Origin of the sequence: Pseudomonas sp. PAMC 26793 (assembly GCF_000313235.1) — a bacterium.
GTDB classification, from domain to species: Bacteria; Pseudomonadota; Gammaproteobacteria; order Pseudomonadales; family Pseudomonadaceae; genus Aquipseudomonas; species Aquipseudomonas yamanorum.
Map to the genome: position 1 here is coordinate 131,828 of NZ_AMXG01000054.1, position 22,130 is coordinate 153,957.

Annotated in this window: 24 protein-coding genes; 12 read left to right on the forward strand and 12 right to left on the reverse strand. The window is 62.4% G+C overall.

Annotated elements, in window-relative coordinates:
* Positions 1-105 precede the first annotated feature (105 nt).
* Positions 106-309: a hypothetical protein gene (locus D109_RS0128440; RefSeq protein WP_003214710.1), complete on the forward strand. Its 204-nt coding sequence runs from the start codon at positions 106-108 to the stop codon at positions 307-309.
* A gap of 4 nt (positions 310-313) precedes the next feature.
* Here D109_RS0128440 and D109_RS0128445 read toward each other — a convergent pair whose 3' ends face one another.
* From D109_RS0128445 to D109_RS1000000133450, 3 genes are all read right to left on the reverse strand, one after another.
* Positions 314-550, reverse strand: coding sequence for a DUF2789 domain-containing protein (locus tag D109_RS0128445; RefSeq protein WP_017479906.1), 237 nt, complete (start codon positions 548-550; stop codon positions 314-316).
* Between the two features lie 83 nt (positions 551-633).
* Entirely contained in the window at positions 634-864 is a 231-nt protein-coding gene (locus D109_RS0128450; RefSeq protein ID WP_017479907.1) for a hypothetical protein, read from the reverse strand.
* A gap of 143 nt (positions 865-1,007) precedes the next feature.
* Positions 1,008-1,262 carry a hypothetical protein gene (locus D109_RS1000000133450; protein WP_017479908.1) on the reverse strand — a complete coding sequence of 85 codons (255 nt, stop codon included), beginning with the start codon at positions 1,260-1,262 and terminating at the stop codon, positions 1,008-1,010.
* A 414-nt stretch (positions 1,263-1,676) separates the two neighbouring features.
* Between D109_RS1000000133450 and D109_RS0128460 the strand changes: the two genes are divergently transcribed.
* The 3 genes from D109_RS0128460 to D109_RS0128470 all read left to right on the forward strand — a co-directional run bounded on the left by D109_RS0128460 (position 1,677) and on the right by D109_RS0128470 (position 3,461).
* Entirely contained in the window at positions 1,677-2,126 is a 450-nt protein-coding gene (locus tag D109_RS0128460; RefSeq protein ID WP_017479909.1) for a hypothetical protein, read from the forward strand.
* Positions 2,126-2,323, forward strand: coding sequence for a hypothetical protein (locus D109_RS0128465; protein ID WP_017479910.1), 198 nt, complete (start codon positions 2,126-2,128; stop codon positions 2,321-2,323). The genes D109_RS0128460 and D109_RS0128465 overlap by 1 nt, the downstream gene beginning before the upstream one ends.
* A gap of 121 nt (positions 2,324-2,444) precedes the next feature.
* On the forward strand, positions 2,445-3,461 hold the full coding sequence (locus tag D109_RS0128470) for an ABC transporter substrate-binding protein (protein ID WP_017479911.1): 1,017 nt from the start codon (positions 2,445-2,447) through the stop codon (positions 3,459-3,461).
* A gap of 122 nt (positions 3,462-3,583) precedes the next feature.
* Here the strand turns inward: D109_RS0128470 and D109_RS0128475 are convergent, their stop codons facing one another.
* Together D109_RS0128475 and D109_RS0128480 are read right to left on the reverse strand one after the other, a co-directional pair.
* Positions 3,584-5,710 (reverse strand): TonB-dependent siderophore receptor, encoded by a 2,127-nt coding sequence (locus tag D109_RS0128475; protein WP_017479912.1) that lies wholly within the window; start codon positions 5,708-5,710, stop codon positions 3,584-3,586.
* A 95-nt stretch (positions 5,711-5,805) separates the two neighbouring features.
* Complete coding sequence (locus D109_RS0128480) at positions 5,806-6,195, reverse strand: DUF2946 domain-containing protein (RefSeq protein WP_017479913.1); 390 nt, start codon at positions 6,193-6,195, stop codon at positions 5,806-5,808.
* Between the two features lie 93 nt (positions 6,196-6,288).
* Here D109_RS0128480 and D109_RS0128485 point away from each other — a divergent pair, with 93 nt between their 5' ends.
* The 8 genes from D109_RS0128485 (at position 6,289) to D109_RS0128520 (ending at position 14,318) form a co-directional block, all read left to right on the forward strand.
* Positions 6,289-6,726: a DUF3995 domain-containing protein gene (locus tag D109_RS0128485; RefSeq protein ID WP_017479914.1), complete on the forward strand. Its 438-nt coding sequence runs from the start codon at positions 6,289-6,291 to the stop codon at positions 6,724-6,726.
* A 147-nt stretch (positions 6,727-6,873) separates the two neighbouring features.
* On the forward strand, positions 6,874-8,277 hold the full coding sequence (locus D109_RS0128490; protein ID WP_026078279.1) for an amidase: 1,404 nt from the start codon (positions 6,874-6,876) through the stop codon (positions 8,275-8,277).
* 213 nt (positions 8,278-8,490) lie between these two features.
* Positions 8,491-9,249 carry a DeoR/GlpR family DNA-binding transcription regulator gene (locus D109_RS0128495; protein ID WP_017479916.1) on the forward strand — a complete coding sequence of 253 codons (759 nt, stop codon included), beginning with the start codon at positions 8,491-8,493 and terminating at the stop codon, positions 9,247-9,249.
* Entirely contained in the window at positions 9,227-10,507 is a 1,281-nt protein-coding gene (locus D109_RS0128500; protein WP_017479917.1) for a M20 family metallo-hydrolase, read from the forward strand. Before D109_RS0128495 ends, D109_RS0128500 begins: the two co-directional genes overlap by 23 nt.
* Positions 10,508-10,515: 8 nt before the next feature.
* Positions 10,516-11,472 (forward strand): aminoglycoside phosphotransferase family protein, encoded by a 957-nt coding sequence (locus D109_RS0128505; RefSeq protein WP_017479918.1) that lies wholly within the window; start codon positions 10,516-10,518, stop codon positions 11,470-11,472.
* Complete coding sequence (locus D109_RS0128510) at positions 11,469-12,404, forward strand: choline kinase family protein (protein ID WP_017479919.1); 936 nt, start codon at positions 11,469-11,471, stop codon at positions 12,402-12,404. The genes D109_RS0128505 and D109_RS0128510 overlap by 4 nt, the downstream gene beginning before the upstream one ends.
* A gap of 130 nt (positions 12,405-12,534) precedes the next feature.
* A complete protein-coding gene (locus D109_RS0128515) occupies positions 12,535-12,789 on the forward strand; it encodes a hypothetical protein (RefSeq protein WP_017479920.1) in 255 nt (84 codons plus the stop codon).
* Positions 12,786-14,318, forward strand: coding sequence for a sodium:solute symporter (locus tag D109_RS0128520; RefSeq protein ID WP_017479921.1), 1,533 nt, complete (start codon positions 12,786-12,788; stop codon positions 14,316-14,318). Before D109_RS0128515 ends, D109_RS0128520 begins: the two co-directional genes overlap by 4 nt.
* Positions 14,319-14,400: 82 nt before the next feature.
* Here the strand turns inward: D109_RS0128520 and D109_RS0128525 are convergent, their stop codons facing one another.
* From D109_RS0128525 to D109_RS0128555, 7 genes are all read right to left on the reverse strand, one after another.
* On the reverse strand, positions 14,401-16,041 hold the full coding sequence (locus D109_RS0128525; protein ID WP_017479922.1) for a BatD family protein: 1,641 nt from the start codon (positions 16,039-16,041) through the stop codon (positions 14,401-14,403).
* Positions 16,038-17,780 (reverse strand): tetratricopeptide repeat protein, encoded by a 1,743-nt coding sequence (locus D109_RS0128530; protein WP_017479923.1) that lies wholly within the window; start codon positions 17,778-17,780, stop codon positions 16,038-16,040. The genes D109_RS0128525 and D109_RS0128530 overlap by 4 nt, the downstream gene beginning before the upstream one ends.
* A complete protein-coding gene (locus D109_RS0128535; protein ID WP_003218538.1) occupies positions 17,777-18,865 on the reverse strand; it encodes a VWA domain-containing protein in 1,089 nt (362 codons plus the stop codon). The genes D109_RS0128530 and D109_RS0128535 overlap by 4 nt, the downstream gene beginning before the upstream one ends.
* A complete protein-coding gene (locus D109_RS0128540) occupies positions 18,858-19,352 on the reverse strand; it encodes a DUF4381 domain-containing protein (protein WP_003218539.1) in 495 nt (164 codons plus the stop codon). The genes D109_RS0128535 and D109_RS0128540 overlap by 8 nt, the downstream gene beginning before the upstream one ends.
* Entirely contained in the window at positions 19,349-20,281 is a 933-nt protein-coding gene (locus D109_RS0128545) for a DUF58 domain-containing protein (protein WP_017479924.1), read from the reverse strand. The genes D109_RS0128540 and D109_RS0128545 overlap by 4 nt, the downstream gene beginning before the upstream one ends.
* A gap of 5 nt (positions 20,282-20,286) precedes the next feature.
* Positions 20,287-21,246, reverse strand: a complete 960-nt coding sequence (locus D109_RS0128550) for a MoxR family ATPase (protein ID WP_017479925.1) — start codon at positions 21,244-21,246, stop codon at positions 20,287-20,289.
* A gap of 310 nt (positions 21,247-21,556) precedes the next feature.
* Positions 21,557-21,913, reverse strand: coding sequence for a hypothetical protein (locus tag D109_RS0128555; RefSeq protein ID WP_017479926.1), 357 nt, complete (start codon positions 21,911-21,913; stop codon positions 21,557-21,559).
* Positions 21,914-22,130 lie beyond the last annotated feature (217 nt).

The window sequence follows — 22,130 nt, forward strand, 5'->3', positions numbered from 1 at the left end:
AGGTTATGCAAGGGAGCTATTCCGGGGATAGCTTTTTCCAACTGGAGGAAAACCGTAGCATGGCGAACATTGTTAGCTAGCTAACTAATTCTCTGGAGGCGTTCCATGCAAACCAAAGTCGATGTGGCTGTGATGATTGGCAGTGGCGTACCGCCCACCCTGCGTGCGTTGGGGCAGAAGGCCTGTTGGGTGGTGTTGCTTAACGGAGAGCAGCGCGGCACGGCGTTCGCCAGCCGCGATGAAGCCGAAGAGTGCAGGGCTGCCTGGGAGGCGCTGTTGCACCTGGAGCAGTCAGACAGCCTGCATTGAAAGGTCAGCGTGGCTGGTGCAGGCGCTGGTTCAACTCATCCACCGCAATTGCCCAAACGGCGTCTTCACGCAGTTCATCTTTAAGAAATTGGGCTTGTTGCGGTGACCAGAAATCCGCGTCAATCAGCTTTACGTCATTGGGCAGGGTGTGTTCGCCGATAAAGGCGTCAATCGCCTCGGGGGACGATTCCAGTCCAAGTTGTTCAAACAGGTCTTCGAGGGTGTAAGTCGGCGCTTCCATATCGTTCTCCATGCGGGCTGATCATCGTATGCATGGGAGGGTTGTGGCGGGGCAGAGTTCGATCGAATTTTCGCGCCGGGTAATCAGGAGGTCAGTGCACCTGAATCGACGGCGGCCTTAAGGGCTTTGGCGGCATCCTTGGCCGCCGTGTGGGCGGCGTCTACGGTTTTGAACCAGCGGTCCTTTTCTACCTGGTGGGTCGTCACGGTGGTCAGGGGAGCCTTGGCCCGCATCACAATCACGGCCTGGAACTCACCGTCTACTTCCCTGGCTTCGCCATGGATGAAAAATTCGCCAATATCAAATTCCGTCACGTATAGCCTTCCCTTGGAGGTGATTGCGCTGATGAAACCTGAACCGCAAGGGGACAAATCTCAATGGACGGACCAGTATGGCAGTTGTTAAGCGCTGGCGGCGCAGTAAAGTCAACCAGATGACGAAACGACAACCCAGGCGTTCAGCCTTGTGTGGCGCAGAGGATGGCTTCCAATTGCCTGGCCAGTTCGCAGGCCTCGCTATGGCCACTGCGAAAGCCTTTAACGCGCCCGCTGGGCACCTCAAGAATATGGAAGAAGTTCCTGCCGGCGGGCAACACCCGATAGAGCGCCGAATGCAGGCCACCGTCATGGGCGCATAGGGAGTAGAATTGGCCGTTATCCAGAAAAGATGAACCCGTGTTCGAGGGGGTGGCAATCGCTTGATGTCGTTGCATAATCAGCTCCTGTCGATTGAACTTGCGGACCCGTTTGCAGTATTTCGGGTGGTTTTAACCCGTGGTGCTGTTTTAGTATTGTCGTCGGCGTCTGGCGTTCGGTTCCATCCGAAGCATTTATTTCTGTGTTGGATGTCGGAAAATTGCATTTTTAAAAGGTTATTGTCTGAAGTGGGTCGGCCAGTGTTCTCTGGTCGTCAAACCTGTGATTTCCTGCAACGTCTGGCGACCTGCGTAAGGTGCGTCGGGCACGCCTGTACTAGTCTTATGGCTTGGCAGCGTGATCTTCTTCAGTTTTTTTCAGTGGATGTGTTGTGTGATCGTGCCGTTTCGGCCGTTTTTTTGTGCTGCCCGCTTGGGCGGACAGCACCCTTTTGATGTGGGGGCGTTTCCTTGGCAGTCAGTAATCTGGATATGCACGCGTTATTCGTGCTGGGTGATTTGCGCGCAAAGTTGGTCAAGCAGTTTCAATCCCGTTTCGTCTACATCACTGAGCAGACGCCTGAAGGTATCTACATCGCCGAGATCGATACCGAATCGGCGCTGGTGGTGGACGACAAGCCGCGCCTGGAACTCAAGGTCGGTGATCATTTCCGGGCCGCTGTATTGCCCAGCCGCGAAGGCGGCAAGTTCGAGCTGAAGTTTCGCGATATCAAGTTGACGGTGTATGGCCTGGGCGATTACGCCTTTGTGTCCTCGACCGAAGGCCAGGGCATCGTGTTCAAGGAAGGCCACAGTGTGATGTTGGTGTTCGCCGCCAATGAGCAACTGGTAGAAGGCTTGACCAAAACCCTGAAGGCCGTCACCGGCAAGGCCGCCAAATGGCGCAAGGGTGAACTCGTGACTTTCAAGGCCAGCGAGTAATGAGCCAGGGTAGGGCGCAATTCCACGAGCAGCACCTGCTCGATGCGCAAGCCAGGGCGGCTCAAATGTTTGCCCGCAAGTCCGAGTTGCAGGGCGCCTGGTTGAACTGGGTCGCCGGCCAGTTGTATGAACTCAAGCCCGCCGAATTCGCCAGCATGGTGCGCCGTGAGTTGCAGCGGCTGAACAATCCGCCGTAAAAGCTGCGACATGCCATGTTTGCCGGAACCTCTACTACAGTTGAGTTGACTTAAGTATTCAGAGGCTTCGCGGTGTAACAGCAAAGCCATTCGCTATTGCTGTAGGCATGAGGTGCAAAGCATGAAAGGAATTCGAGCGCTGTTGGCGGCCTCGCTGACGACCCTGAGTCTGTCGGCGGCGTCGCTGCCCGTATCGGCCGCCCAGGCGCCGATTCATTTTGCAGATCTGAACTGGGAAAGCGGCAGTCTGATCACCGAGGTGCTGCGGGTGATTGTCGAAAAGGGTTATGACCTGCCCACCGACACCTTGCCCGGCACCACCATTACCCTGGAAACCGCCCTGGCGAAAAACGACATCCAGGTGATCGGCGAAGAATGGGCCGGCCGCAGCCCGGTGTGGGTCAAGGCCGAGGCCGAAGGCAAAGTGGTGGGCCTTGGGGATATCGTCAAAGGCGCCACCGAGGGCTGGTGGGTGCCGGAGTACGTGGTCAAGGGCGACCCGGCCAAAGGCATCAAACCCCTGGCGCCGGACCTGCGCAGCGTGAAGGACCTGGCGCGCTACAAGGACGTGTTCAAGGACCCCGAAGCGCCGAGCAAGGGCCGTTTCCTCAACAGCCCGATTGGCTGGACCTCGGAAGTGGTCAACAAACAAAAGCTCAAGGCCTATGGGCTGGATGACAGCTACGTGAATTTCCGCAGTGGCTCGGGCGCTGCGCTGGACGCCGAGATTGCCTCGTCGATCCGCCGGGGCAAACCGGTGCTGTTCTATTACTGGTCACCTACGCCGCTGATGGGGCGCTACAAACTGATCCAGCTGGAAGAGCCGCCATTTGATGCCGAAGCGTGGAAGACGCTGACGGATGCGGACAATCCCGATCCGAAACCCACCTGTTCCCTGGCTTCCAAGCTGAGTATTGGTGTGTCCACACCGTTCCAGAAAGAGCATCCGCAGATCGCCGAGTTCTTTGCCAAGGTCGACTTTCCGATCGAACCGTTGAACAAGGCGTTGGCCGAGATGAGCGAGAAGCACAGCCAGCCACGTGAAGTTGCCCAGGCGTTCCTGAAGGATCATCCGGAGATCTGGAAGGCGTGGCTGACTGAGGATGTGGCGCAGAAGGTCGAAGCCAGCCTGAAGTAGGCAGATCGTTCCCACGCTCCGCGTGGGAATGCCGCCCGGGACGCTCTGCGTCCCTTTAAGGTCGTGACGCAGAGCGTCACTGGATGCATTCCCACGCAGAGCGTGGGAATGATCTTGTGGGGTTAGAACTTCGTCTGCACCGCCAGCTCAAACGTTCTCGGCGACCCGAGGTAATACGCCGGCGACACATGGGCAAACTCGGCATACACCTCATTCGTCAGGTTACGCACCCGGCCCGTCACGGAGGTGTGCTGATCCACCTTGTAGGTCAAAAACGTCCCAAACAAGGTATACGCCGGCACCGTCAGGGTGTTGGCATTGTCGGCATACACCGACGCCACATACCGTGCATCCACACCCCCTTGCCAATCCTCCGCAAAGTCATAAGTCAGCCACACATTGCCCACCTGCCTGGGCACATTGGTCGGCGTGTTGCCCTTGCGCGACACCACGGCGCCGCTGGCAGTTTTCTCGTTGAAGTCCTCGTACTCGGCATCGACCCAGGCGTAGTTGACCTCCAGCAATAGCTTGGGGGTAACCCGCAACGAACTGGCCAGCTCGATGCCCTTGGACGACTGCGCGCCCACCGGAATGCTGTTGGTCGGGTCCTGCGGGTCAGTGACGGTGAAGTCCTTGCGCTCGATCCTGTAGGCCGCGACGGTGGCCGAACCTCGACCGTCGAGGTAGTCAAACTTGCTGCCCACTTCCCACTGCTTGCCGGTGGACACATCGAACACCTGGGTGGTGCTGCTCGGCTGTTCGGCGGCGGTGCTGTATTGCACGTAGACATTGGCTTGTGGAATGAACTGATACGTCAGGCCGATGCGCCCGGTCACCGGTTCCCAGCTGCGCTTGACGTGCCGGGGATTGCTGGCGGTGATGTCCCGGTGGTTGGTGACTTCAAGGTCAATCGCGTCGTAGCGCAACCCGGTGAGCAGCGACAGTTTGTCGGTCAGGCCCAGGCGGTTTTCGACGAACAACGCCTTGGTGGTGACGGCGTTGGTCTTGTCCGGGTCGAAGCCGGGCTTGGTGCCGGGAAGGTCATAGAAATGCCCCGGATCGTAGTTGTTCGGGTCCACTGTGTTTTTGGCGGATACATTCAACGGGTTGTTGGTGGTGCTGTTGACCTTGTACTCAAAGCCGCCCGACCAGGTCGTGCTCAAGCCGAAGAACGTGTCGTCATGGCGCAGCTCGAACTGGTTGCCGTTCTGCTCACCCTGATGTCGCACTTGATAGGCCGTGGAGCGATTCACCGCGCTGTTATCGGCGTTGTACTGGTAGGTTTCCAGGTTGCGATAGTCGCGCTGGCTGTCGAGGTGATAGAGGGTATTTTTCAGGGTGGTGCTGTCGTTGATCCGGTAGTCGATGATCGACCGCACCCAGATCGTGCGTTGTTCATAACGGCCGTCGGCCACGTTGTAGTTGTTGAAACGGTTGTGCTTGTCGATCTTCAACTCGCCGGACTTCGGGTTGAGCACCGGCGTGCCCCAGTAGGGACTGTCTTCGTGTTCGTCCTGGTATTCCAGGGCCAGGGTGTGGGACAGGTTCGGGGTGAAGTCGCTCAGCAGGGAAAACGCCACGCTCCAGGCATCGCGCTGTTGGCGATCGATATAGGTGTGGTTGGTGTTGCGGCTCACGTCCAGGCGCGCGTAATGCTGGACCTCGGCGCCCGGCTCGGTCAGGGCGTGGTTCAGGCCGAAGGCCATCCCGGCGGTGTCGTAGCTGCCATACGTCAGTTGCCCCTCGGCAGCCTGTTCCTCACGGGTGGCCAGCTTGGTCACGTAGTTCAGCGAACCACCGACGGAACCGGCACCGTTGATCAGCGAAGAGGGGCCACCGACCAACTCGACCCGGTCATAAATCCACGCATCCACCGGGCGAGCCAGGCCGCCGGACACCGCAACGCCATTGAACATCTGGGTAATCTGGCTGCTGGTAAAACCCCGATAAGAGATAAAACCGCCAAACCCCGGCGGCGCACTGGCATTGACCCCGGGCAGGGTATTGGCCGCGTCCTGAAACGTCTTGGCGCCTCGGCGCTCGATGTCATTGCGATTGGCAATGCTGATGGACGCCGGAGTTTCCCGAACGCTCAGCCCCAGTCGCGAGGCCATGCCGCTGGACTGATCCAGGGCCAGGCCGGCATCGCCGGTTTGCTCGCCATCAATGGTGGTCGGTGCCAGCTCAATCGCCCAGGTGCTGACAGGCAGGCAGCCGAACAGGCCCGCCAAAAGGGGTAAATGTTTCATGGTTGAATCCTGAAAAACATGGCTTGAAAACAACCCACAGCCGTCCGCACTCCCGCTGGAGGCAGCCGCATGGGCAAATCAAAAAAGCGCAGGTATCAGGCGAAGGCGGGCGGGGCGCGCGGATTAGCCGCAGGCCAGGTGAAGCGGGCAGGAACGTCAGCGCTGGCAACGATGGCTGGCGGTGGCGCATGGGGTTGCGGCAGCACTGCCACATTGAGGCTGGAGTTGAGCGCCGGGCCCATGCCGCCGGTGGAGCACAGCGGGCAACCGAAGGCTTTCGAGAGCGTGGGCAGGGATTCATCGGTGGACTTGTAAGGCGCCGGCGCCTGGGTGCGCGGGTCCACCGTACAGAACTGGCCGCCGATGCCGTTGAGCTGCATCCCGACCATTTGCCCATGACCCATGCTGCAGGCGAACACATTGAACAGGACGCAGCAGTAGAGCATCCAGGCAATGAGCGAGCGGTCGGTACGGGCGAGTTTCATGGGGCGGCACTTTATCATCAGCCGCCGACGAATTGCCTGCAAAAAATCTCAAGAGGGCTATCCTCTTCCGGACTTTTCCAAGGATATCCAGCCATGAGCTTTTTTGTCGCGCGATGGATTGTCGGGGTTTTTGGCTTTATCAGCCTGGTGCATTTGTACTGGGCAGCCGGTGGCAAATTGGGTGTTACCGCGGCCATTCCGCAGCTGCCGGGTGAATTCGCCAGCGGGCCAAGGCCAGCGTTCAAGCCGTCGGCACTCGGGACGCTGCTGGTGGGCGTGGGGTTGGTGGCGATTGCGGTGTTGGTGTGTCTGCGGGCCGGGCTGTATTTCGAGCCGGTGTCCAACCATGCGCTGCAGTGGGGGATTAGTGCAGTAGCACTGGTGATGTTTGCCCGGGCGATTGGGGATTCGGAGCTGGTGGGGTTTTTCAAGAAGGTCGGCGGGTCGCGGTTTGCGCGGCTGGATACGTTTTTTTACTCGCCGCTGTGTCTGGTGTTGGGGGCAGGGTTGTTGGTGGTGGCGTGGAATTGATCGGCTTAAAAATAAATCCACAAAAACCACATAAACAACAAATCCAACTTGACACTCGCCCACCGCGAGGCGTTTATTGACGTACCCATCGGACCTTTCGTAGACGTCCCAGGATACTCAATGAACACAGATGCCTCGTCGTCCTTTATGCCCAGCGTGCTAGACGCGGCCGACCGTATCCGCCAAGGCACACTCACCCCCGTGCAACTGGTCGACCAAAGCCTCGAAGCCATCAAAACCCACAATCCCACACTGAATGCCTTCGGCGACGTCTACACCGAATCCGCGCGGGAGCAGGCTGAAATCCTGACCGCCGAAGCACAGGCCAACCAGTTTCGCGGCCCGCTCCACGGCATCCCCTTCGGCATCAAAGACTTGTTCTCCACCGCCAACCTGCGCACCACCCGCGGTTCGCTCACCGGCCTGGACAACGTCCCCACACAAGACGCCCCGATCATCCGCCGCCTCAAAGACGCCGGCGCGATCATCCTCGGCAAGACCGCCACCACCGAATTCGGCTGGACCGGCGCCAGCACCTCCCGGGTCTTCGGCAATGGCCGCAACCCGTGGAACCCCCAGCTCACTAGTGGCGGCTCCAGTTCCGGCTCGGCCATCGCGGTGGCGGCGCGCATGGTCCCGGCCACGCTGGGCTCCGACGGCGGCGGTTCGGTGCGTATCCCCGGTGCCTTCTGCGGTGCATTCGCCCTTAAAGGCTCCCTCGGGCGCATCCCCACCTGGCCCTGGTCCGCCACTGAGATGCTCAGCCACGCCGGCCCGATCACCCGCACGGTGCGCGACAGCGCGTTGCTCTTCGACATCCTCTCCGGCCCCGATCCATTGGATCACCAGGCCTTGCCCGCGCCCACCGAGTCCTACCTGGCGCGCTGCGACCAGCCGCTGGGCCCCTTGCGCGTGGCGTACTGCCCGACCTTGTTCGAGACGCCCGTGGACCCGGTGATTGCCGCCACCGTGGAAGCGGCGGTGCATTACCTCGCCGACGAGCTGCCGGTTACGGTCACCACCCTGACCCTGGACTGGCAAGACCCGCTGGCCACCTTCGAAACCCTGTGGGTTGGCGGGCGCGGGATCGCCTACGGCAAATCCCTGGCCGATCGCCTCGACCAACTGGACCCAGGCTTCGCCGCGCTGATCAAACGCTCCGCCGATTACGATTTGGCGGCCTATCTAAAAGCCGTGCAACAGCGCGCACTGTTCGCCAATCAGGTACACGCGTTATTTAACGACTACGACGTGCTGCTGATGCCGACGATGCCGATCCTGCCGTTCGCCGCCGACCGGGTTGCCCCCGAGGGCTGGCCAGGGGAGGAGGACGCAGTGCCCTGGGCACGCTGGACGCCGTTTACCTACCCGTTCAATATCACCGGCAACCCTGCCGCCAGCCTGCCCTGTGGCTTTAGCCCGTGCGGTTTGCCGATTGGCTTGCAGGTGATCGGCCGGCGTTTTGCCGATGCCCAGGTGCTGCAATTCGGCGCAGCCGTGGAAGCCATCGCCCCGTGGGATCAGCACCTTCCCCCGATGCTGAATCCCTGATTGATTGCAGCCGGAGTGAGCTCAACAGAAGCCCGCCCGTGATAAACGCTTTGTGTTGTCCTGCCCTTTCACACCCTGATGAGTGAGAGGTACCCCGTGACCCTGTCCATGGCCGTATTGCGCTCTATGCTCCCTGCTGGACCGGTTTGCGCCGCGTCTCGCCGTGGGTCGCGCAATACCGCCCGCCTGAACCTGCCCTGGAATACCTCTTTTATGCTCAACCAGCCACGTCTCGACGAAATCATGCTCCTGCTCACCCAACACCAGCGCGTCAAGGCGTCGGACCTTGCGCAGACGCTGTTCGTCTCCGAAGAAACCATCCGCCGCGACTTCAAGTACCTGGAAGAAGCCGGCAAGCTGCGGCGCATTCACGGTGGCGCGATCCTGCCGCGGCTCAACGAAGAGCAACCGCTGCAAGTGCGCAGCCGCATCAAGCCCCAGGCCAAGACGCGCATCGCGGCGTGTGCGGCGAAGCTGGTGAGCGAAGGCATGGTGCTGTTTCTCGACACCGGCACCTCGACCCTGGCCCTGGCCCAGCAACTGATTGGGTTCAGCCAGTTGCGCATCGTCACCAATTCCCTGGACATCGCCCGGCTGATCACCGAACAAAGCGCCAACCAGGTGTTGGTGGTGCCCGGCGATGTGCGCCGCAACGACAACGCGCTGATTGGCGCCCACACCCTGGAATTCGTCCGGCAGTTCCACTACGACATTGCCTTCATGGGCATCGGCGCCGTCGACCTGGAGCTGGGGTTCATGGACTACCAGGAGCCCGAGGCGCTGCTGCGCCGGGAGCTGACCAAACACAGCCTGCGCAGCGTGATCCTGGCCGACGACGCCAAGTTCGGCCACCGCACCTTTATCAATACGCTGCCGTTCAGCGCGATCACGACCCTGGTCACCAATCGTGCGCCGTCCGGCGATTTTGCGACCCGCCTGGAGCAAGCCCATGTCGACGTCCTTTACCCCTGAGTTGCTGTCGCCCAGTGAACAGGACCTTGCAACCTTCGAGACGCTGTTCCGCGAGACCTCAGCCATCGGCGCGACTCAGGCCGGTGGGCTGCATCGCCTGGCGGCCTCGGCCGAAGACGGCGCTGTGCGCGACTTGTTCGCGGCCTGGCTGGCCGAGCGCGGCTTTGAAGTGCGCGTGGATGCAGTGGGTAACCTGTTCGGTTTGATTACCTTTAACCCAGATGCGCCCTACGTGCTGTGTGGCTCGCATCTGGACAGCCAGCCGAGCGCCGGGCGTTTTGATGGTGTGTATGGCGTGTTGGCCGGCGCGGTCGCGGTGGCCAGCGTGGCCCGACAGTTGCGCGAGCGCGGCGAAGTGCCGGCGTGCAACCTGGCGGTGGTGAACTGGACCAACGAGGAGGGCGCGCGCTTCCAGCCCAGCCTGATCGGCAGCAGCGTGTTCACCGGCGACCTGGCCCTGCAAGACGCCTGGGCCTGCCGCGATGGCGACGGCATCAGCCTCAAGCATGCGTTGCAACAGATCGGTTACCTGGGGGAGGGCCGGGTGGAACTGGACGTTGCCGGTTACGTGGAGATCCACGTCGAACAAGGCTACGGCCTTGAGCGCGACGGCCTGGCCATCGGTGTGGTCCGCGACACCTGGGCGGCCCTCAAGCAACGGATTCGTTTTATCGGCGAACAGAACCACACCGGCCCTACGCCCATGACCGCGCGCAAGGATGCCTTGCTGGCCGCCGCCCACGCGATCACCGCTGTGCGGGCTGAAGCCGACCTGCACGGGGCGCAACTGCACAGCTCGGTGGGGCGCCTGGAGATTTACCCCAATTCCCCCAACGTGGTGCCCTCCCGTGTGACGCTGCACGTCGAGTACCGCTCCCCGGACACGGAATTGCTGGCCGCCGCCGGTGAGCGCCTGGACGCCAGTCTCAAGGCCACCGCCAGCGCCACGTCGACGGACTACAGCATCGAAAGCCGCGCCCTGCGTGAACCGACCCACCTGCACCACGGCTTTTCCGAACTGGCCTACAGTGTTGGCCAGCAACTGGGCTTGCCCATCGGCAACAGCGTCACCGTCTCAGGCCACGACGCCATCAGCCTGAGCCGGCATTACCCGGTGTGCCTGCTGTTTATCCCAAGCAGCAATGGCGTGTCCCATAACGAAGCGGAGTTCACCAACGAGCAGGACATGCGCAACGGTTTGCACATGCTGACCGCGTTGTTGCACCGCGCCTGTTCCACCCCCAACGCCTACCGCTGAGGTCTGCCATGTCGAGTCGTTTGCAAGCAAAGTCACGGCTGCTGGGCGCCCTGGAGGCCGCCGGTTTGTCCGCCCATGTGGTGATCGAAGAGGGCACCGCCGGGATTGCCTCGCCGGTGCGGCTGGCCACCGAGTGGACCGGCTATACCGTCAGCGCACCATGGGGGCGGTGTTACGCCAAAGTCTTGCATGACGACATGCGCGCGCTGATCGACATCGAACGCACCGCCCGCGCCACCCAACTGGCGGCGGATTGCGACGTGACGCCCGGCGTGCGCCTGGTAGATGCGGCGGCCGGCGTGTTGCTGCTGGATGCCTTGCCCGCCAACGAATGGCGCTGGGCACGCCTCGACGAATTGATGCAGCCCCAGCGCCTGCAAGCGCTCTGGGCCCTGAAGAAACAACTGCACGCCGGCACCTCGCCGGGCTTCACCCGCTCGCCGCTGCAAGATATCCAGCACCTGCGCGAGCTGTGTGTGCGTTACAGCGTAGCTTTGCCTATCGATCACGCCTGGATCAGCACCTGCATTGACCTGGCCTGGACCTCCCTGCAATTGAGCTCCAGCGACTCGGTACCGCTGCACGGCGACGGCGTGGCGAGCAACGTGATGATCGGCCCCGATGGCGCCTTGCAACTGATCGACTTCGACTACGCTGGCTGCGGCGATCCCTGGTACGACGTGGCCATCAGCCTCAACGAGCTGTATGTCTTTGAAAGCGATTGGCGCGAAGGCATTGTTGCCTGGGCCGGCCACTGCCGCGAAAGCGACTACGCGCGCTGCCGCTTGTACGCCTTGATTAACGATTGGTATTGGACCCTGTGGGGCCTCTGGGTCGGCGCCACCTCGGCGCGGCCGCTGGAGTTCTCCAAGGTTGGGCAATGGACGCTGTTGCGTTGCCGCCAGAGTCTGCAAGACCCACGGTTTGAAGGTTGGCTACGTCATGTACAGGAGGGGCAGGCATGAAAGCGTTAGGTGAGGCGTGTACGCCACAAGAGTGTCAGCTGGAAGCGGCGGTGCGCGGGGTTGCCAGTTGGGGCGGCAGCGGGATTCGTTATGAACCGGTCAGCGGTGGGATATCCAACACCAACTGGCGGGTGGAAGTGGCCGGGATCGACACCGCGTATTTCTTCAAGGTGCCGGGGGTGGGCACCGAGATGTTTATCGACCGTCGCACTGCCCACGACGCCAGCCTCAAGGCCGCGCAAACCGGCTATGGCGCGCCGGTGTTTGCCTTCCTTGAAGAGTTCGGCGTGGAAGTCTTCGAGTTCATGGAAGGCTGGCGCGCCTCGTCCAACCACGACTTTCTCGATCGCGACGTGCGTCATAACGCGCTGCACGCCCTCAAGGCCTTCAACGACCAGCCGCCGTTGGTGCAGACCAAAACCGTGTTCGACATGATCGCCGAGCACCAGCGCCAGGTGGAGCAACTCAACGGCTGCAAGCCCGCCGACGACGCCTGGCTGCGCCGCCAATGCGACCGCGCCCGGGGCGTGCTGCAAGCTTCCGGCATGGATTTGGCGCCGTGCATGAACGACACCCTGGCGGGTAATTTCATGCTCAACGACCGTCGGCAGATTCGCCTGGTGGACTTCGAATACGCCTCCAACAACGACCGGCATTACGAACTGGCGCTGTGGTTCGGCGAAATGTTTTTCACCGATGAAATGGAGCTGGCCCTGATCGAAGACTACTTCGGCCAGGTCACTGCGCAGAACCTGGCGCGCATCAAGTTGCACAAGGCCCTGGCGGATATCAAATGGTCGACCTGGGCGATGGTGCAGCACGCGGTGTCGCAGCTGGATTTCGACTTCTACAAATACGGCACCTGGAAGCACATGCGTGCCCGCAGCATCATCAACGATTCGCAATGGGAAACCTGGCTAAGACAGGCTTGAGCCTGCGCCGTACAACAATAATGCATTGAATGAAGTCACTTGGGCGCTGATTGGTGCCTGCGTTTTCACTGCTTGATTTTTGTTTGATCACACAAAAAAACGATCCACAAATTCAAGGAGCACCCGACTCATGAAATCCGATAACGCGCCACCCGGACGCCTGAAAAGTCAAATTTTCGGTGTGTACTTTTTCCTGTTGCTGATGCTCGCCTTATTCCCCCCGTTCTATTTGAGCGTGAGCGGCAGTACCGCGTTGGTACTGGGCATTCCGTTGCCGATCTTCTACTGGATCGCCATTGCCGTCCTCGCAGGTCTTGGCCTGTGGGCGTTGTACGTCGCCGAGCTGAAGGCCGGCGAAATTCCCGAAGAGGGGGATGCGCAATGATCAGCACCACCAGCGATGCCAACCTCTTTATCACCTTCGGCGTCATCGGCTTGTTTCTGGCCGGGATGATCGCCGTGCTGTACGCCACCAACCGCGAGAGCACGAGCTTTTCCGATTACGCCGTAGGCGGGCGCTCCTATGGGCCGTGGTACATCGCCATGTGTTACACCAACTCCTGGTGGCCGGGCTCGACCTTTACCGCGTTTTTCGCCCTGACCATCGGCGGTGCCCTGGGTTTTTACGGCATGGTCTATGCCACCCTTGGCGTGACGGCGATGTACCTGATGGCCCGCCGCGCCTGGACCTGGGGCCAGCGTTTCAACCTGCGCACCCAGCCGGACTTGCTCGGCATGCGTTTCAACAGCCCGGTGGTCAAGCGCGTGGCCTCGATCATCGGCATCATCTCGGTGTTCCCGTGGGTGGTGATGGGTATCCAGGCCTTGGCGATGCTGTTCCAGTTCGCCAGCTTCGGCCGCTGGGGCGTCACCACCTGCCTGATCGCCGGCGTAGTGGTGGTGCTGGTGCGCCAGTACTGGACTGTGAGCATGGGCATGCGCGGGCTGATCATGACCGACATGTTCCAGGGCCTGATCGCCTATGTCGTGTGTGCGGCGCTGTGTGTGTTCCTGCTGTTCGGCGACCAGGCGTCGTTCTCCAACCTGTCGCACCTGCCGGCCAAGATGTTGCTGATTCCCGGCGCCAGCGGCACCGGTTATGGCCCGTTGTATATGTTCAGCCTGATCTTCACCGGGGTGATCGGCTCGATGTGCTGGCCCATGAGCTTCCAGCGCATCTACACCGCCAGCGGCGTCAAGGCGGTGAAGAAAGGCACGCTGTACACGATCCTGCTGGTGGGTGGTTTCTACGGGATTCTGATGCTGTTTGCCGCGGCCATCAGCCAGGACCCGAACGTCATCGCGCACCCGCAACAAGGTTGGTTCCTGTCGCTGTTCGACATCGGCGGGCCGTGGATGCTGGCGCTGGCGATCGTCATCGTGCTGGCGGCGAGCATCGGCCACGTCGACGGCTGCGTGCAGGTCTGCGGCACCCAGTTCGCCAACGACCTGGCCACCTGGAATACCCCGCGTACCGACCGGCAACTGACGCTGTTGGCCAAGTCCGGGATGGTGGTATTTATCGTCGCCGCCTCGGTGCTGGCGTACCTGACCTTTGATTACGCGCGGTTGCAGTTGCTGGCGCAGATTTCCTACCAGGGGATTATCCAATTGGCGGTGCCGCTGTTCTTCGGCATCTTCAGCCGCCGCGGCAACAAGGAAGGCGCGATTGCCGGGATGCTGGCGGGGATTGTGGTGGCGATCGTGCTGACGACGATGTACCCGGACGACATTCCCGGGCTGGGGTCGTTGACCAGCGGGATCGTTGGGCTGGTGGTCAATGCGGGGATTTTTGTGGCGTGTGCATGGGCGATCAAGCCGAGCGCGGAGGAGAGTGCGCGGGTGGAGCAGTTGTTTGAGATGGCGGCGCCGGGTCGTAAAGTACCGATGGGGGCAACGCCGGTCCTGAACTGAGCCCGCCTCTCAAAAACCAATGAAGATCAACTGTGGGAGCCAGCTCCCACAGTTGCTTTGTGGTGTTTCTGAAAAGGGGGGGCTACTTGGGATACAGCGGCGGCAAGCTGGTGCTGTCCCCCGCAGGGTCCTGCTCACGCTCCGCCATCGGAATCGCCTTCACTGCCCGCCACAATTCCTCACCCTGCCAATACTGCCCACTCTCGCTGTACAGCGCGCCGTTCAACCCGTCCAACGCATCCGACAGCGGCACAAACCGCGCGGCCATGTCCGCCAGGGTCTCCGGTTGCTGCCGCGCCCAGGCATCCAGTGCCTGGCGCGTGGCCTGCGGGTCATTGGCCTGGCTCGCTCGCTTGAGGTCGTCCAGCAGGGTGCGCGGGCTCGGGCCGGTTTGTGCGGCCCGCAGGATTGCCGGCTGCCAGCGTGCACGCCACCACAAACCGAAGCCCAGCAGGGTAGTGCAGGCCAGGATCAGGCTGGTCAGTTGCCAGATCCACAGGCTGTCATTGTCCGGCGCGGTGATCACCGTCGGGCTGGCCGGCGTGTCGACGATCAGGCTCGGGTTGGTCGCCACCTGCAGGGTGCGGGCCGGCAAGCTGGTGCGTTCCAGGTGGTCTTCGTGGGTGTTCCACCACACCACTTCCACCGCTGGCAATTCCAGTGCGCCGACACGGTTGGGCACCAGGGCTTCGCGGTCTTCACGGCTGCCGATCAGGCCACGGTCGTTGTTCTGGTTGCTCAGCACCGGCTGGTCCGGGTAGCGGCGCAGGCCGGGGATGTCGCTCAGCGCCAGCGGCGGCAGTTGCGCGCCGGCCAGGCCTTCGGCGTTCAAGGTCAGGCTGCGGGTCAGGGAGTCGCCGACCTGTACGTGATCGGGCTCAGGGTTCCAGCTTTCCGTGAGGGTCAGGCTGCGTGCCGGCAGCCAGGAAGCATCGGCCGGGTACATTGCCGGCTTGGCCTTGACGGTCAGCGACAGCTCCGGCGAGCTGACGTGGATCAATTTGCCGGGTTTGGAGCCTTGGGGGTTGTTGTCCTGGGCGGGCCTTGGCTCCACCAGGGTCGCGCTGAATGTCTGCGACGGAATAGTCAGCGTGCCGCTGCGCTGCGGGTAGATCGCATAGCGGGTTTCGATCACGCCATGGCGTATGCCGTTGATGACTTTCTCGTAGGTGCGCGACTCGCCCAATTGTTCGATACGCGTATCGGCCACCTGCAACGGCGTGAGGCTGCTGTCGTCGTACAGCGACACCGAGTGGTAGACGCGCACGGTCAGCAGCGCCTGGGCCTGGACGTAGACGCTGTCCTGATCGAGGTTGGTCTCGATGAACACCGGGGCCAGCTGGGCCTCGGTGTTCTGGCTGACGGTCTCCACCACTTGCAGGGTGATCGGCTGGGTCTTGAGTTCGCCGATCTGCAAGGACGGAATCACCACGGTGCCGTTCTCTTTGGGCAGCAGGGTGATGATCCAGCGAGTGGTAGCGTGGTTGTCGCCGCCCAGGGTGGTGAGCTGGTTGATCTGGCGTGTGCCGCTCACTTCAAACAGCGGGTCCAGGGGCGCCAGGTCCGGTTTGCCGAACAGTGTGACGTCGTTGGACTCCACCGTCAGTTCCACCGTCTCCCCGGAATTGATGCGGCTGCGGTCGACACTGGCCACCAGGCCGGCTGCCTGGGCCTGGCTGGCCCACAACGCGAGGGTGAGAAGAAGGGCGGTGCAGCGGTTCATCGAGTCTTGTCCTGATGTTGTTGCTGTTCGTACCAGAATTTGCGTCGCAGCAGCTCGCCGGGGTTGTCCGGGATCTGCCGCAGCCATTGTTCCAGGGCCTGGCGCTGCTCGCCTTCAAGGGTGCCGTTTGCGGGGCGCAGCGGCGGGATGGTGGTTTGCTCATCACCCAACTCGCTGCCGGGTACCTCGTTGCTGCCGGCGTGGGGCGTTGCCCCGGTTTGCGTGTCGGTCGCACCGGGCTGGCCCTGGCCTTGGGACGTCTGCTCGCCACCGGTGGCGGTCTGGCTGTTGGCGCCCGGTTGCGCAGTCTGGCCGGGTTGGGTGGTTTCGTCATCCTCGTTTTTTGCCGGTTTGGCCGGTTCGGTTTTTTCCGGCTCCTGTTGCATCAGGCTCTCCACCAGGGCTTTGTTCTTCAGCGCCGGCTGCAAGTCGGGCTGGGCTTCGAGGGCTTGTTCGTAGGCGTCGATTGCCGCTTCCAGCTCGCCGCTCTTGGCCAGGGCATTGCCTCGATTGTAGTGGGAATAGGCGTCGCTGCCCTCGGCAAACCGCTTGGCGGCTTCGGCGTAGTTGCCTGCTTCATACAGTGCGACGCCCTGCCATTGCGGGTCGTCGAAATGTTCGGCCGCTTCGGCCGGGCGTTTTTTCTTCAGCAGCAGTTGGCCCTGCTGGTCGGGGCGCAACCACAGGTCCTGGAAGTCGAAGGCATAGCTGGGTTGCGGCGCGCCCAACAGCAGCAGCGGCAAGAAGAACAGCCAGCCACGGCGCCCGGCGCAGGCGGCCAGCAGTAACAGCGGCAAGAGCAGCCAGTAACCCTGGTCGGCCCAGGTGTCGAGGTGCAGCAGTTGCCCGTCATTGCGCAGGCTTTGCGGGCCGTCCAGCAGGCCGAGGTGGCGCAGGTCCTTGTCGTCCAGGCGTGCCTGGCGGTAGCGGCCGCCCATTTCGCTGGCGAAGGCCTTGAGGGTCGGGCTGTCGAGGCGCGGCACGAGGATCGCACCCTGGGCGTCCTTGAGGAACTCGCCGCTTTCCTGGGTCACCGGGGTGCCTTCACGGCTGCCGATGCCGAGGATCGACAAGCTTGGCGCCTGGTTGCTTTGCAACTGCAGGCGGATGCCCTGGCGCTCTTGCTTGGACAGCGAGGAGCCGATCAGCAGCAGCCGGCCCTGGCCGAGGCCGCCATGCTTGAGCAGGCTCAGGGCTTTTTCAACCGCCAGATCGGCGCGGTGGCCGGGCTCGGGCATGATCGAGGGGCGCAGGGCTTCCAGCAGGTTATGGCTGGTGGCCAGATCGTCGGACAGCGGCACCAGGGTGTGGGCGCTGCCGGCGTAGACCACGATGGCAGTCTGCGCATCGCTGCGGGCCTGGAGCAAGTCGAACAGCTTGCGCCGCGCCTGTTCGAGGCGGCTGGGCGGGCTGTCGGTGGCGAGCATCTCCGGGGTCAGTTCCAGCAACACCACCAGCGGGTCGGAGGGTTTCTGACTGGGCTGCTCGACGCGCTCCCAGCTCGGGCCAAGCAATGCCAGCCCGGCCAGCAGCCAGGCGATGCCGAGCACCACCCACGGTGATTTGCTTTCGCGGCCACTGCCGCCGCTGAGCAACGCGGCATGGAACGCCGGCGGCAGAATCATCTGCCAGCGCCCGGCGCGTTTCTGGCGGTGCCACAACTGCCACAGCAACCAGCCGAGCAGCGGCAACAGCAACAGCCACCAGGGGCGGAACCAGTGCGGCCACAAGGCGATCATCGACGCCTCCGCAAACGCAGGCGTTTCAGGCGTTCGCGCCATTCAGGATTGGGTTGCAGGAAACGGCCCTTGCTGGACAGTTTGTTGAACAGCCGTTGCAAGGCGTTATCCGGCCAGCGTTCCTGGATCACCAGCAGCATGCTGAGAATCAGCGCCAAGGCCAGCGGCGCGCTGTACAACGCCTGGGCGGGGCGCGCCTGGGTGGGTTGCTGGGCCACGGGTTCGAGCTGGTCGAGGGTTTCCTTGATCTTCAGCAGTTCGTTGCCGTCGCGGGCGCGGAAGTAGCGGCCACCGGTGGCCTCGGCAATGGCTTTGAGGGCCGGTTCGTCCAGGTCGAGGCTCGGGTTGACGCCGAGGATGCCCAGGGAGCCGGTTTGCTCGGGGTCTGCGCCGATGCCGATCGGGTAGATTTTCACGCCTTCTTCAGCGGCCAGGCGGGCGGCGGTCAGCGGGTCGATTTCGCCGGCATTGTTGGCGCCGTCGGTGACCAGGATCAGCACCCGGCTTTGGGCTGGACGCTGGCGCAGGCGCTTGAGGGCCAGGCCGATGGCGTCGCCAATCGCGGTGTTTTTACCGGCGATGCCAATCCGAGCTTCATCCAGCCAGGTGCGCACGGTGCGCCGGTCAAAGGTCAGCGGCGCTTGCAGATAAGCCTGGCTGCCGAACAGGATCAATCCCACGCGGTCACCTTCGCGGCCTTCCAGGAAATCCCCCAGCAGGTGCTTGACCAGGCTCAGGCGGCTGACGTCTTCGTCCTGCCACTGCATGTCGGGGAAGTCCATCGAACCGGAGACGTCCACCGCCACCAGCAAGTCGCGGCCGCTGGCTGCAATAGGCAGCGGCTCGCCGAGCCATTCCGGGCGCGCGGCGGCGGTCAACAGCAGTAGCCACAGGAAAACGAACGGCGCTTGCTGGCGCCATCCCGGCAGGTTGACCCGCGCACGGCGGCGGGCCAAGCCTTCGAGGTCGCTGAGGAAGCTGACTTTCAGCGCCGGTTCGCCACTGTCGGCCACCGGCAGGATGAGCCGCAGCAACCACGGCAATGGCAACAGGGCAAAGATCCACGGCCAGGCGAACTCAAACATGTTTGCGAATCCAGGTATCGACGGCTTGGGTCAGGCCGGCGATGGCCTTGTCGTCGAGTTTGCATTCGGGCTTGTAGGCGCCTTCCACCAGCACCATCCAGCGGGTCAGGCCGGCAGCCGGGCAACGGTTGTCGAGGAACGCCAGCCACTTGCGGCCGTTGAGGGTGTGGCTCTGGCTGTAGGGGTAGTCGTTGCGGCACAGGCGTTTGAGCAAGCCGTTGAGTTGTTGCAGCCAGGCACCGGCTGGCGCGCCGTCATAGGGTTTGGGCATCAGCGCCAGCTCGGCGAGGGCGGCGATGCGCAGCGGGTCCAGGGGTTGCTCGGCACGGGCCAGCGGGCGCTTGGCCGGCAGGAAGCGGCGCAGCCACCACAGGCCCCAACCCGCCAGCGGGATGATCAGCAGCAACAGCCACCAGCCCGGCGCTGGCGGCCAGAAGCCGATCACGGGCGGGGCGATCAGGGGTTGCAGTTGGTCGAGGCTGCTCATTGCTTTTTAACCGGGCGTTGCGGGTTCAGGTATTCGCGCAGTTGCTCGACCATTTCACCTTGGGTACTCAAGGGCATCAACAGCACTCGCAGCTTTTGCGCGAGCAATTCCCAGCGTGCGCTGCGGGCTTCGGCCTGGGCTTTGTAGGCCTGGCGCAGGTCGAAGTTCAGAGTGTCCAGTTCCAGTTGTGCGCCGCGCTCGGCGAAGCGCAGCAGCCCGGCGGCGGGTAGCGCGTGGTCCAGCGGGTCGGACACCGGCAACAGCAGCAGGTCGCAATGCCGCGACAACAGGCTCAGCTGTTGCTCGGCGCCTTCCGTCAGGGCGCGCTCGTCGCAGATCACAATCACCAGGCTGCCCGGGCGCAATACTTCCCGGGCCCGGCGCAAGGCCATGCCGAGGGCGTCGGCTTCCGGGCGGCGCTCGGTGTTGAGGCTCTGGTTGACCCGTACCAGACGGTTGAGCAGTTGCAGCAGGCTTTGCTTGCTGCGTCGTGGTTTGATTTCGTAGTGCTCGCTGTCACCGAACACCAGCCCGCCGACGCGGTCGTTGTGGCCCAGTGCCGCCCAGCCGATCAGGCTCGCCGCCTGGGCCGCCAGTACCGACTTGAACATCTGCCCTGAGCCGAAAAACAGCCGGCAGCTTTGCTCCACCATGATGAAGATCGGCCGTTCGCGCTCTTCATGGAACAGTTTGGTGTGGGGCTCCTGGGTACGTGCGGTAACGCGCCAGTCGATGGTGCGTACGTCGTCGCCGGCCTGATAGACCCGCACCTGATCGAAGTCGACCCCGCGCCCGCGCAGTTTCGAGTGGTGCAGGCCGATCAGCGGGCTGCGCTGGCTCGGCGTTGAAAACAGTTGCACTTCCCGCACGCGATGGCGCATCTCGATCAATTCGCTCAGGGTGATACGGGTTCCATCGCCAGCGTTCATGGGCGTCAAGCGACGGCAACGACGTCGAGAATGCGTTGCACCACGCGGTCCTGGTCGATGCCGGCCGCTTCAGCTTCGAACGACAGGATGATGCGGTGACGCAGCACGTCGAACAGCACCGCCTGGATGTCTTCCGGGCTGACGAAATCGCGACCGGCCAGCCAGGCGTGGGCGCGGGCGCAGCGGTCCAGGGCAATCGAGCCGCGAGGGCTGGCGCCATAGGCAATCCACTCGGCCATTTCCGGGTCGAACTTGGCCGGGGTACGGGTGGCCATCACCAGTTGCACCAGGTATTCCTCCACCGCGTCGGCCATGTACAGGCCAAGGATTTCCTTGCGCGCGGCGAAGATTGCCTGCTGGCTGACCCGGCGCTCGGGCTTGGTTTCGCCGTTGAGCGCCTCGCCACGGGCTTGCTGCAGGATGCGACGCTCGACAGCGGCGTCCGGGAAGCCGATTTTCACGTGCATCAGGAACCGGTCGAGCTGGGCTTCAGGCAGCGGGTAGGTGCCTTCCTGCTCGATCGGGTTTTGCGTGGCCATCACCAAAAACAGCGGTGACAGGTCGTAAGTGCTGCGCCCCACGCTGACCTGGCGCTCGGCCATGGCTTCGAGCAATGCCGATTGCACCTTGGCCGGTGCACGGTTGATTTCGTCCGCCAGCACCAGGTTGTGGAAGATCGGGCCTTGCTGGAACACGAAACTGCCGGTTTCCGGGCGATAGATCTCGGTGCCGGTGATGTCGGCGGGCAGCAGGTCGGGGGTGAACTGGATGCGATGGAACTGTGCCTCGATCCCTTCGGCAAGCTCCTTGATGGCCTTGGTCTTGGCCAGCCCGGGAGCGCCTTCAACCAGCATATGGCCATCGGCGAGCAGGGCAATGAGCAAGCGCTCGATGAGTTTTTCCTGGCCGAGAATCTGCGTTGAAAGAAAGGTTCGCAGCGCAAGCAGCGCTTCACGATGTTCCATCGATGACGGTTCCTGGAGGGGTGAGACTGGGCATTGCGAAAAATGCCAGGCCTGGGGGCGTTACTTTAATGCATCGGAGGGGGTGGCGACTAACGGCGCGGGGGGTATTTTTTGGGAAATGTGGGAAATTTCTGAGGTTTTTTCCGATAGGCGCCTGCCTTTGTGGCGAGGGAGCTTGCTCCCGCTGGGCTGCGCAGCAGCCCCAATAAGGCTGTCGCGTTTTTCCAGGCAGAACCCAGCAGGCTGGTTTAGGGCCGCTTCGCAGCCCAGCGGGAGCAAGCTCCCTCGCCACATTGTGCGGGTTTGGCAGCTAGGCCCGGATATAGGTCCCGGTGCCCTTGAGAATGTTCTGCAAGGTTTCTTCCACTTCGGCCAGGTCCGACTCGGCGGTGCCGTGGGTGATTTCCAGATGATCGCTCCCGCCCAACGCATCGGCGTCCGCTGCGCCAATCTCCACGAGCAACGTCGTGGCACTCAGGGTGATCTTCAGCCCGTCCAGGGTCGACGGCTCGTAATCCCAGGTGATCTCCACCTCGTCCTCATCCGGATAACGGGTCACCATGAACATCTCGCCCTTGTCGCCGTGGCAGCAGAGCATGGCCATGTTGTCTTCTTCGTCATCGCACGGGTTGACGATCAGGTGGGCGGTGGTGAGTTGCAATGGCATGGTTAATCCTGTCTGGGGGAGGGCGAAGCAGGGCAATTGTGCCATTGCGGCGAATTTTGTGCTGCATCGTGTGTCAGACCTTTTGGTATGACCTGGCGGGCTACATCAGTCATTTCCGATACTCGGCGCTCCGGGATTTCTCTGAAAAACACCCGGTTGCCCAAGTCGCAACCCGCCAGCAGCGTGCCGATGACCGAATATGTCGCAGCGTCGCAAG

Excerpts from the sequence above, each read along its gene's own strand:
- D109_RS0128440 (WP_003214710.1), top strand. The coding sequence starts at position 106 with ATGCAAACCAAAGTCGATGTGGCTGTGATGATTGGCAGTGGCGTACCG.
- D109_RS0128445 (WP_017479906.1), bottom strand. The coding sequence starts at position 550 with ATGGAAGCGCCGACTTACACCCTCGAAGACCTGTTTGAACAACTTGGA.
- D109_RS1000000133450 (WP_017479908.1), bottom strand. The coding sequence starts at position 1,262 with ATGCAACGACATCAAGCGATTGCCACCCCCTCGAACACGGGTTCATCT.
- D109_RS0128460 (WP_017479909.1), top strand. The coding sequence starts at position 1,677 with ATGCACGCGTTATTCGTGCTGGGTGATTTGCGCGCAAAGTTGGTCAAG.
- D109_RS0128465 (WP_017479910.1), top strand. The coding sequence starts at position 2,126 with ATGAGCCAGGGTAGGGCGCAATTCCACGAGCAGCACCTGCTCGATGCG.
- D109_RS0128470 (WP_017479911.1), top strand. The coding sequence starts at position 2,445 with ATGAAAGGAATTCGAGCGCTGTTGGCGGCCTCGCTGACGACCCTGAGT.
- D109_RS0128475 (WP_017479912.1), bottom strand. The coding sequence starts at position 5,710 with ATGAAACATTTACCCCTTTTGGCGGGCCTGTTCGGCTGCCTGCCTGTC.
- D109_RS0128480 (WP_017479913.1), bottom strand. The coding sequence starts at position 6,195 with ATGAAACTCGCCCGTACCGACCGCTCGCTCATTGCCTGGATGCTCTAC.
- D109_RS0128485 (WP_017479914.1), top strand. The coding sequence starts at position 6,289 with ATGAGCTTTTTTGTCGCGCGATGGATTGTCGGGGTTTTTGGCTTTATC.
- D109_RS0128490 (WP_026078279.1), top strand. The coding sequence starts at position 6,874 with ATGCCCAGCGTGCTAGACGCGGCCGACCGTATCCGCCAAGGCACACTC.
- D109_RS0128495 (WP_017479916.1), top strand. The coding sequence starts at position 8,491 with ATGCTCAACCAGCCACGTCTCGACGAAATCATGCTCCTGCTCACCCAA.
- D109_RS0128500 (WP_017479917.1), top strand. The coding sequence starts at position 9,227 with ATGTCGACGTCCTTTACCCCTGAGTTGCTGTCGCCCAGTGAACAGGAC.
- D109_RS0128505 (WP_017479918.1), top strand. The coding sequence starts at position 10,516 with ATGTCGAGTCGTTTGCAAGCAAAGTCACGGCTGCTGGGCGCCCTGGAG.
- D109_RS0128510 (WP_017479919.1), top strand. The coding sequence starts at position 11,469 with ATGAAAGCGTTAGGTGAGGCGTGTACGCCACAAGAGTGTCAGCTGGAA.
- D109_RS0128515 (WP_017479920.1), top strand. The coding sequence starts at position 12,535 with ATGAAATCCGATAACGCGCCACCCGGACGCCTGAAAAGTCAAATTTTC.
- D109_RS0128520 (WP_017479921.1), top strand. The coding sequence starts at position 12,786 with ATGATCAGCACCACCAGCGATGCCAACCTCTTTATCACCTTCGGCGTC.
- D109_RS0128525 (WP_017479922.1), bottom strand. The coding sequence starts at position 16,041 with ATGAACCGCTGCACCGCCCTTCTTCTCACCCTCGCGTTGTGGGCCAGC.
- D109_RS0128530 (WP_017479923.1), bottom strand. The coding sequence starts at position 17,780 with ATGATCGCCTTGTGGCCGCACTGGTTCCGCCCCTGGTGGCTGTTGCTG.
- D109_RS0128535 (WP_003218538.1), bottom strand. The coding sequence starts at position 18,865 with ATGTTTGAGTTCGCCTGGCCGTGGATCTTTGCCCTGTTGCCATTGCCG.
- D109_RS0128540 (WP_003218539.1), bottom strand. The coding sequence starts at position 19,352 with ATGAGCAGCCTCGACCAACTGCAACCCCTGATCGCCCCGCCCGTGATC.
- D109_RS0128545 (WP_017479924.1), bottom strand. The coding sequence starts at position 20,281 with ATGAACGCTGGCGATGGAACCCGTATCACCCTGAGCGAATTGATCGAG.
- D109_RS0128550 (WP_017479925.1), bottom strand. The coding sequence starts at position 21,246 with ATGGAACATCGTGAAGCGCTGCTTGCGCTGCGAACCTTTCTTTCAACG.
- D109_RS0128555 (WP_017479926.1), bottom strand. The coding sequence starts at position 21,913 with ATGCCATTGCAACTCACCACCGCCCACCTGATCGTCAACCCGTGCGAT.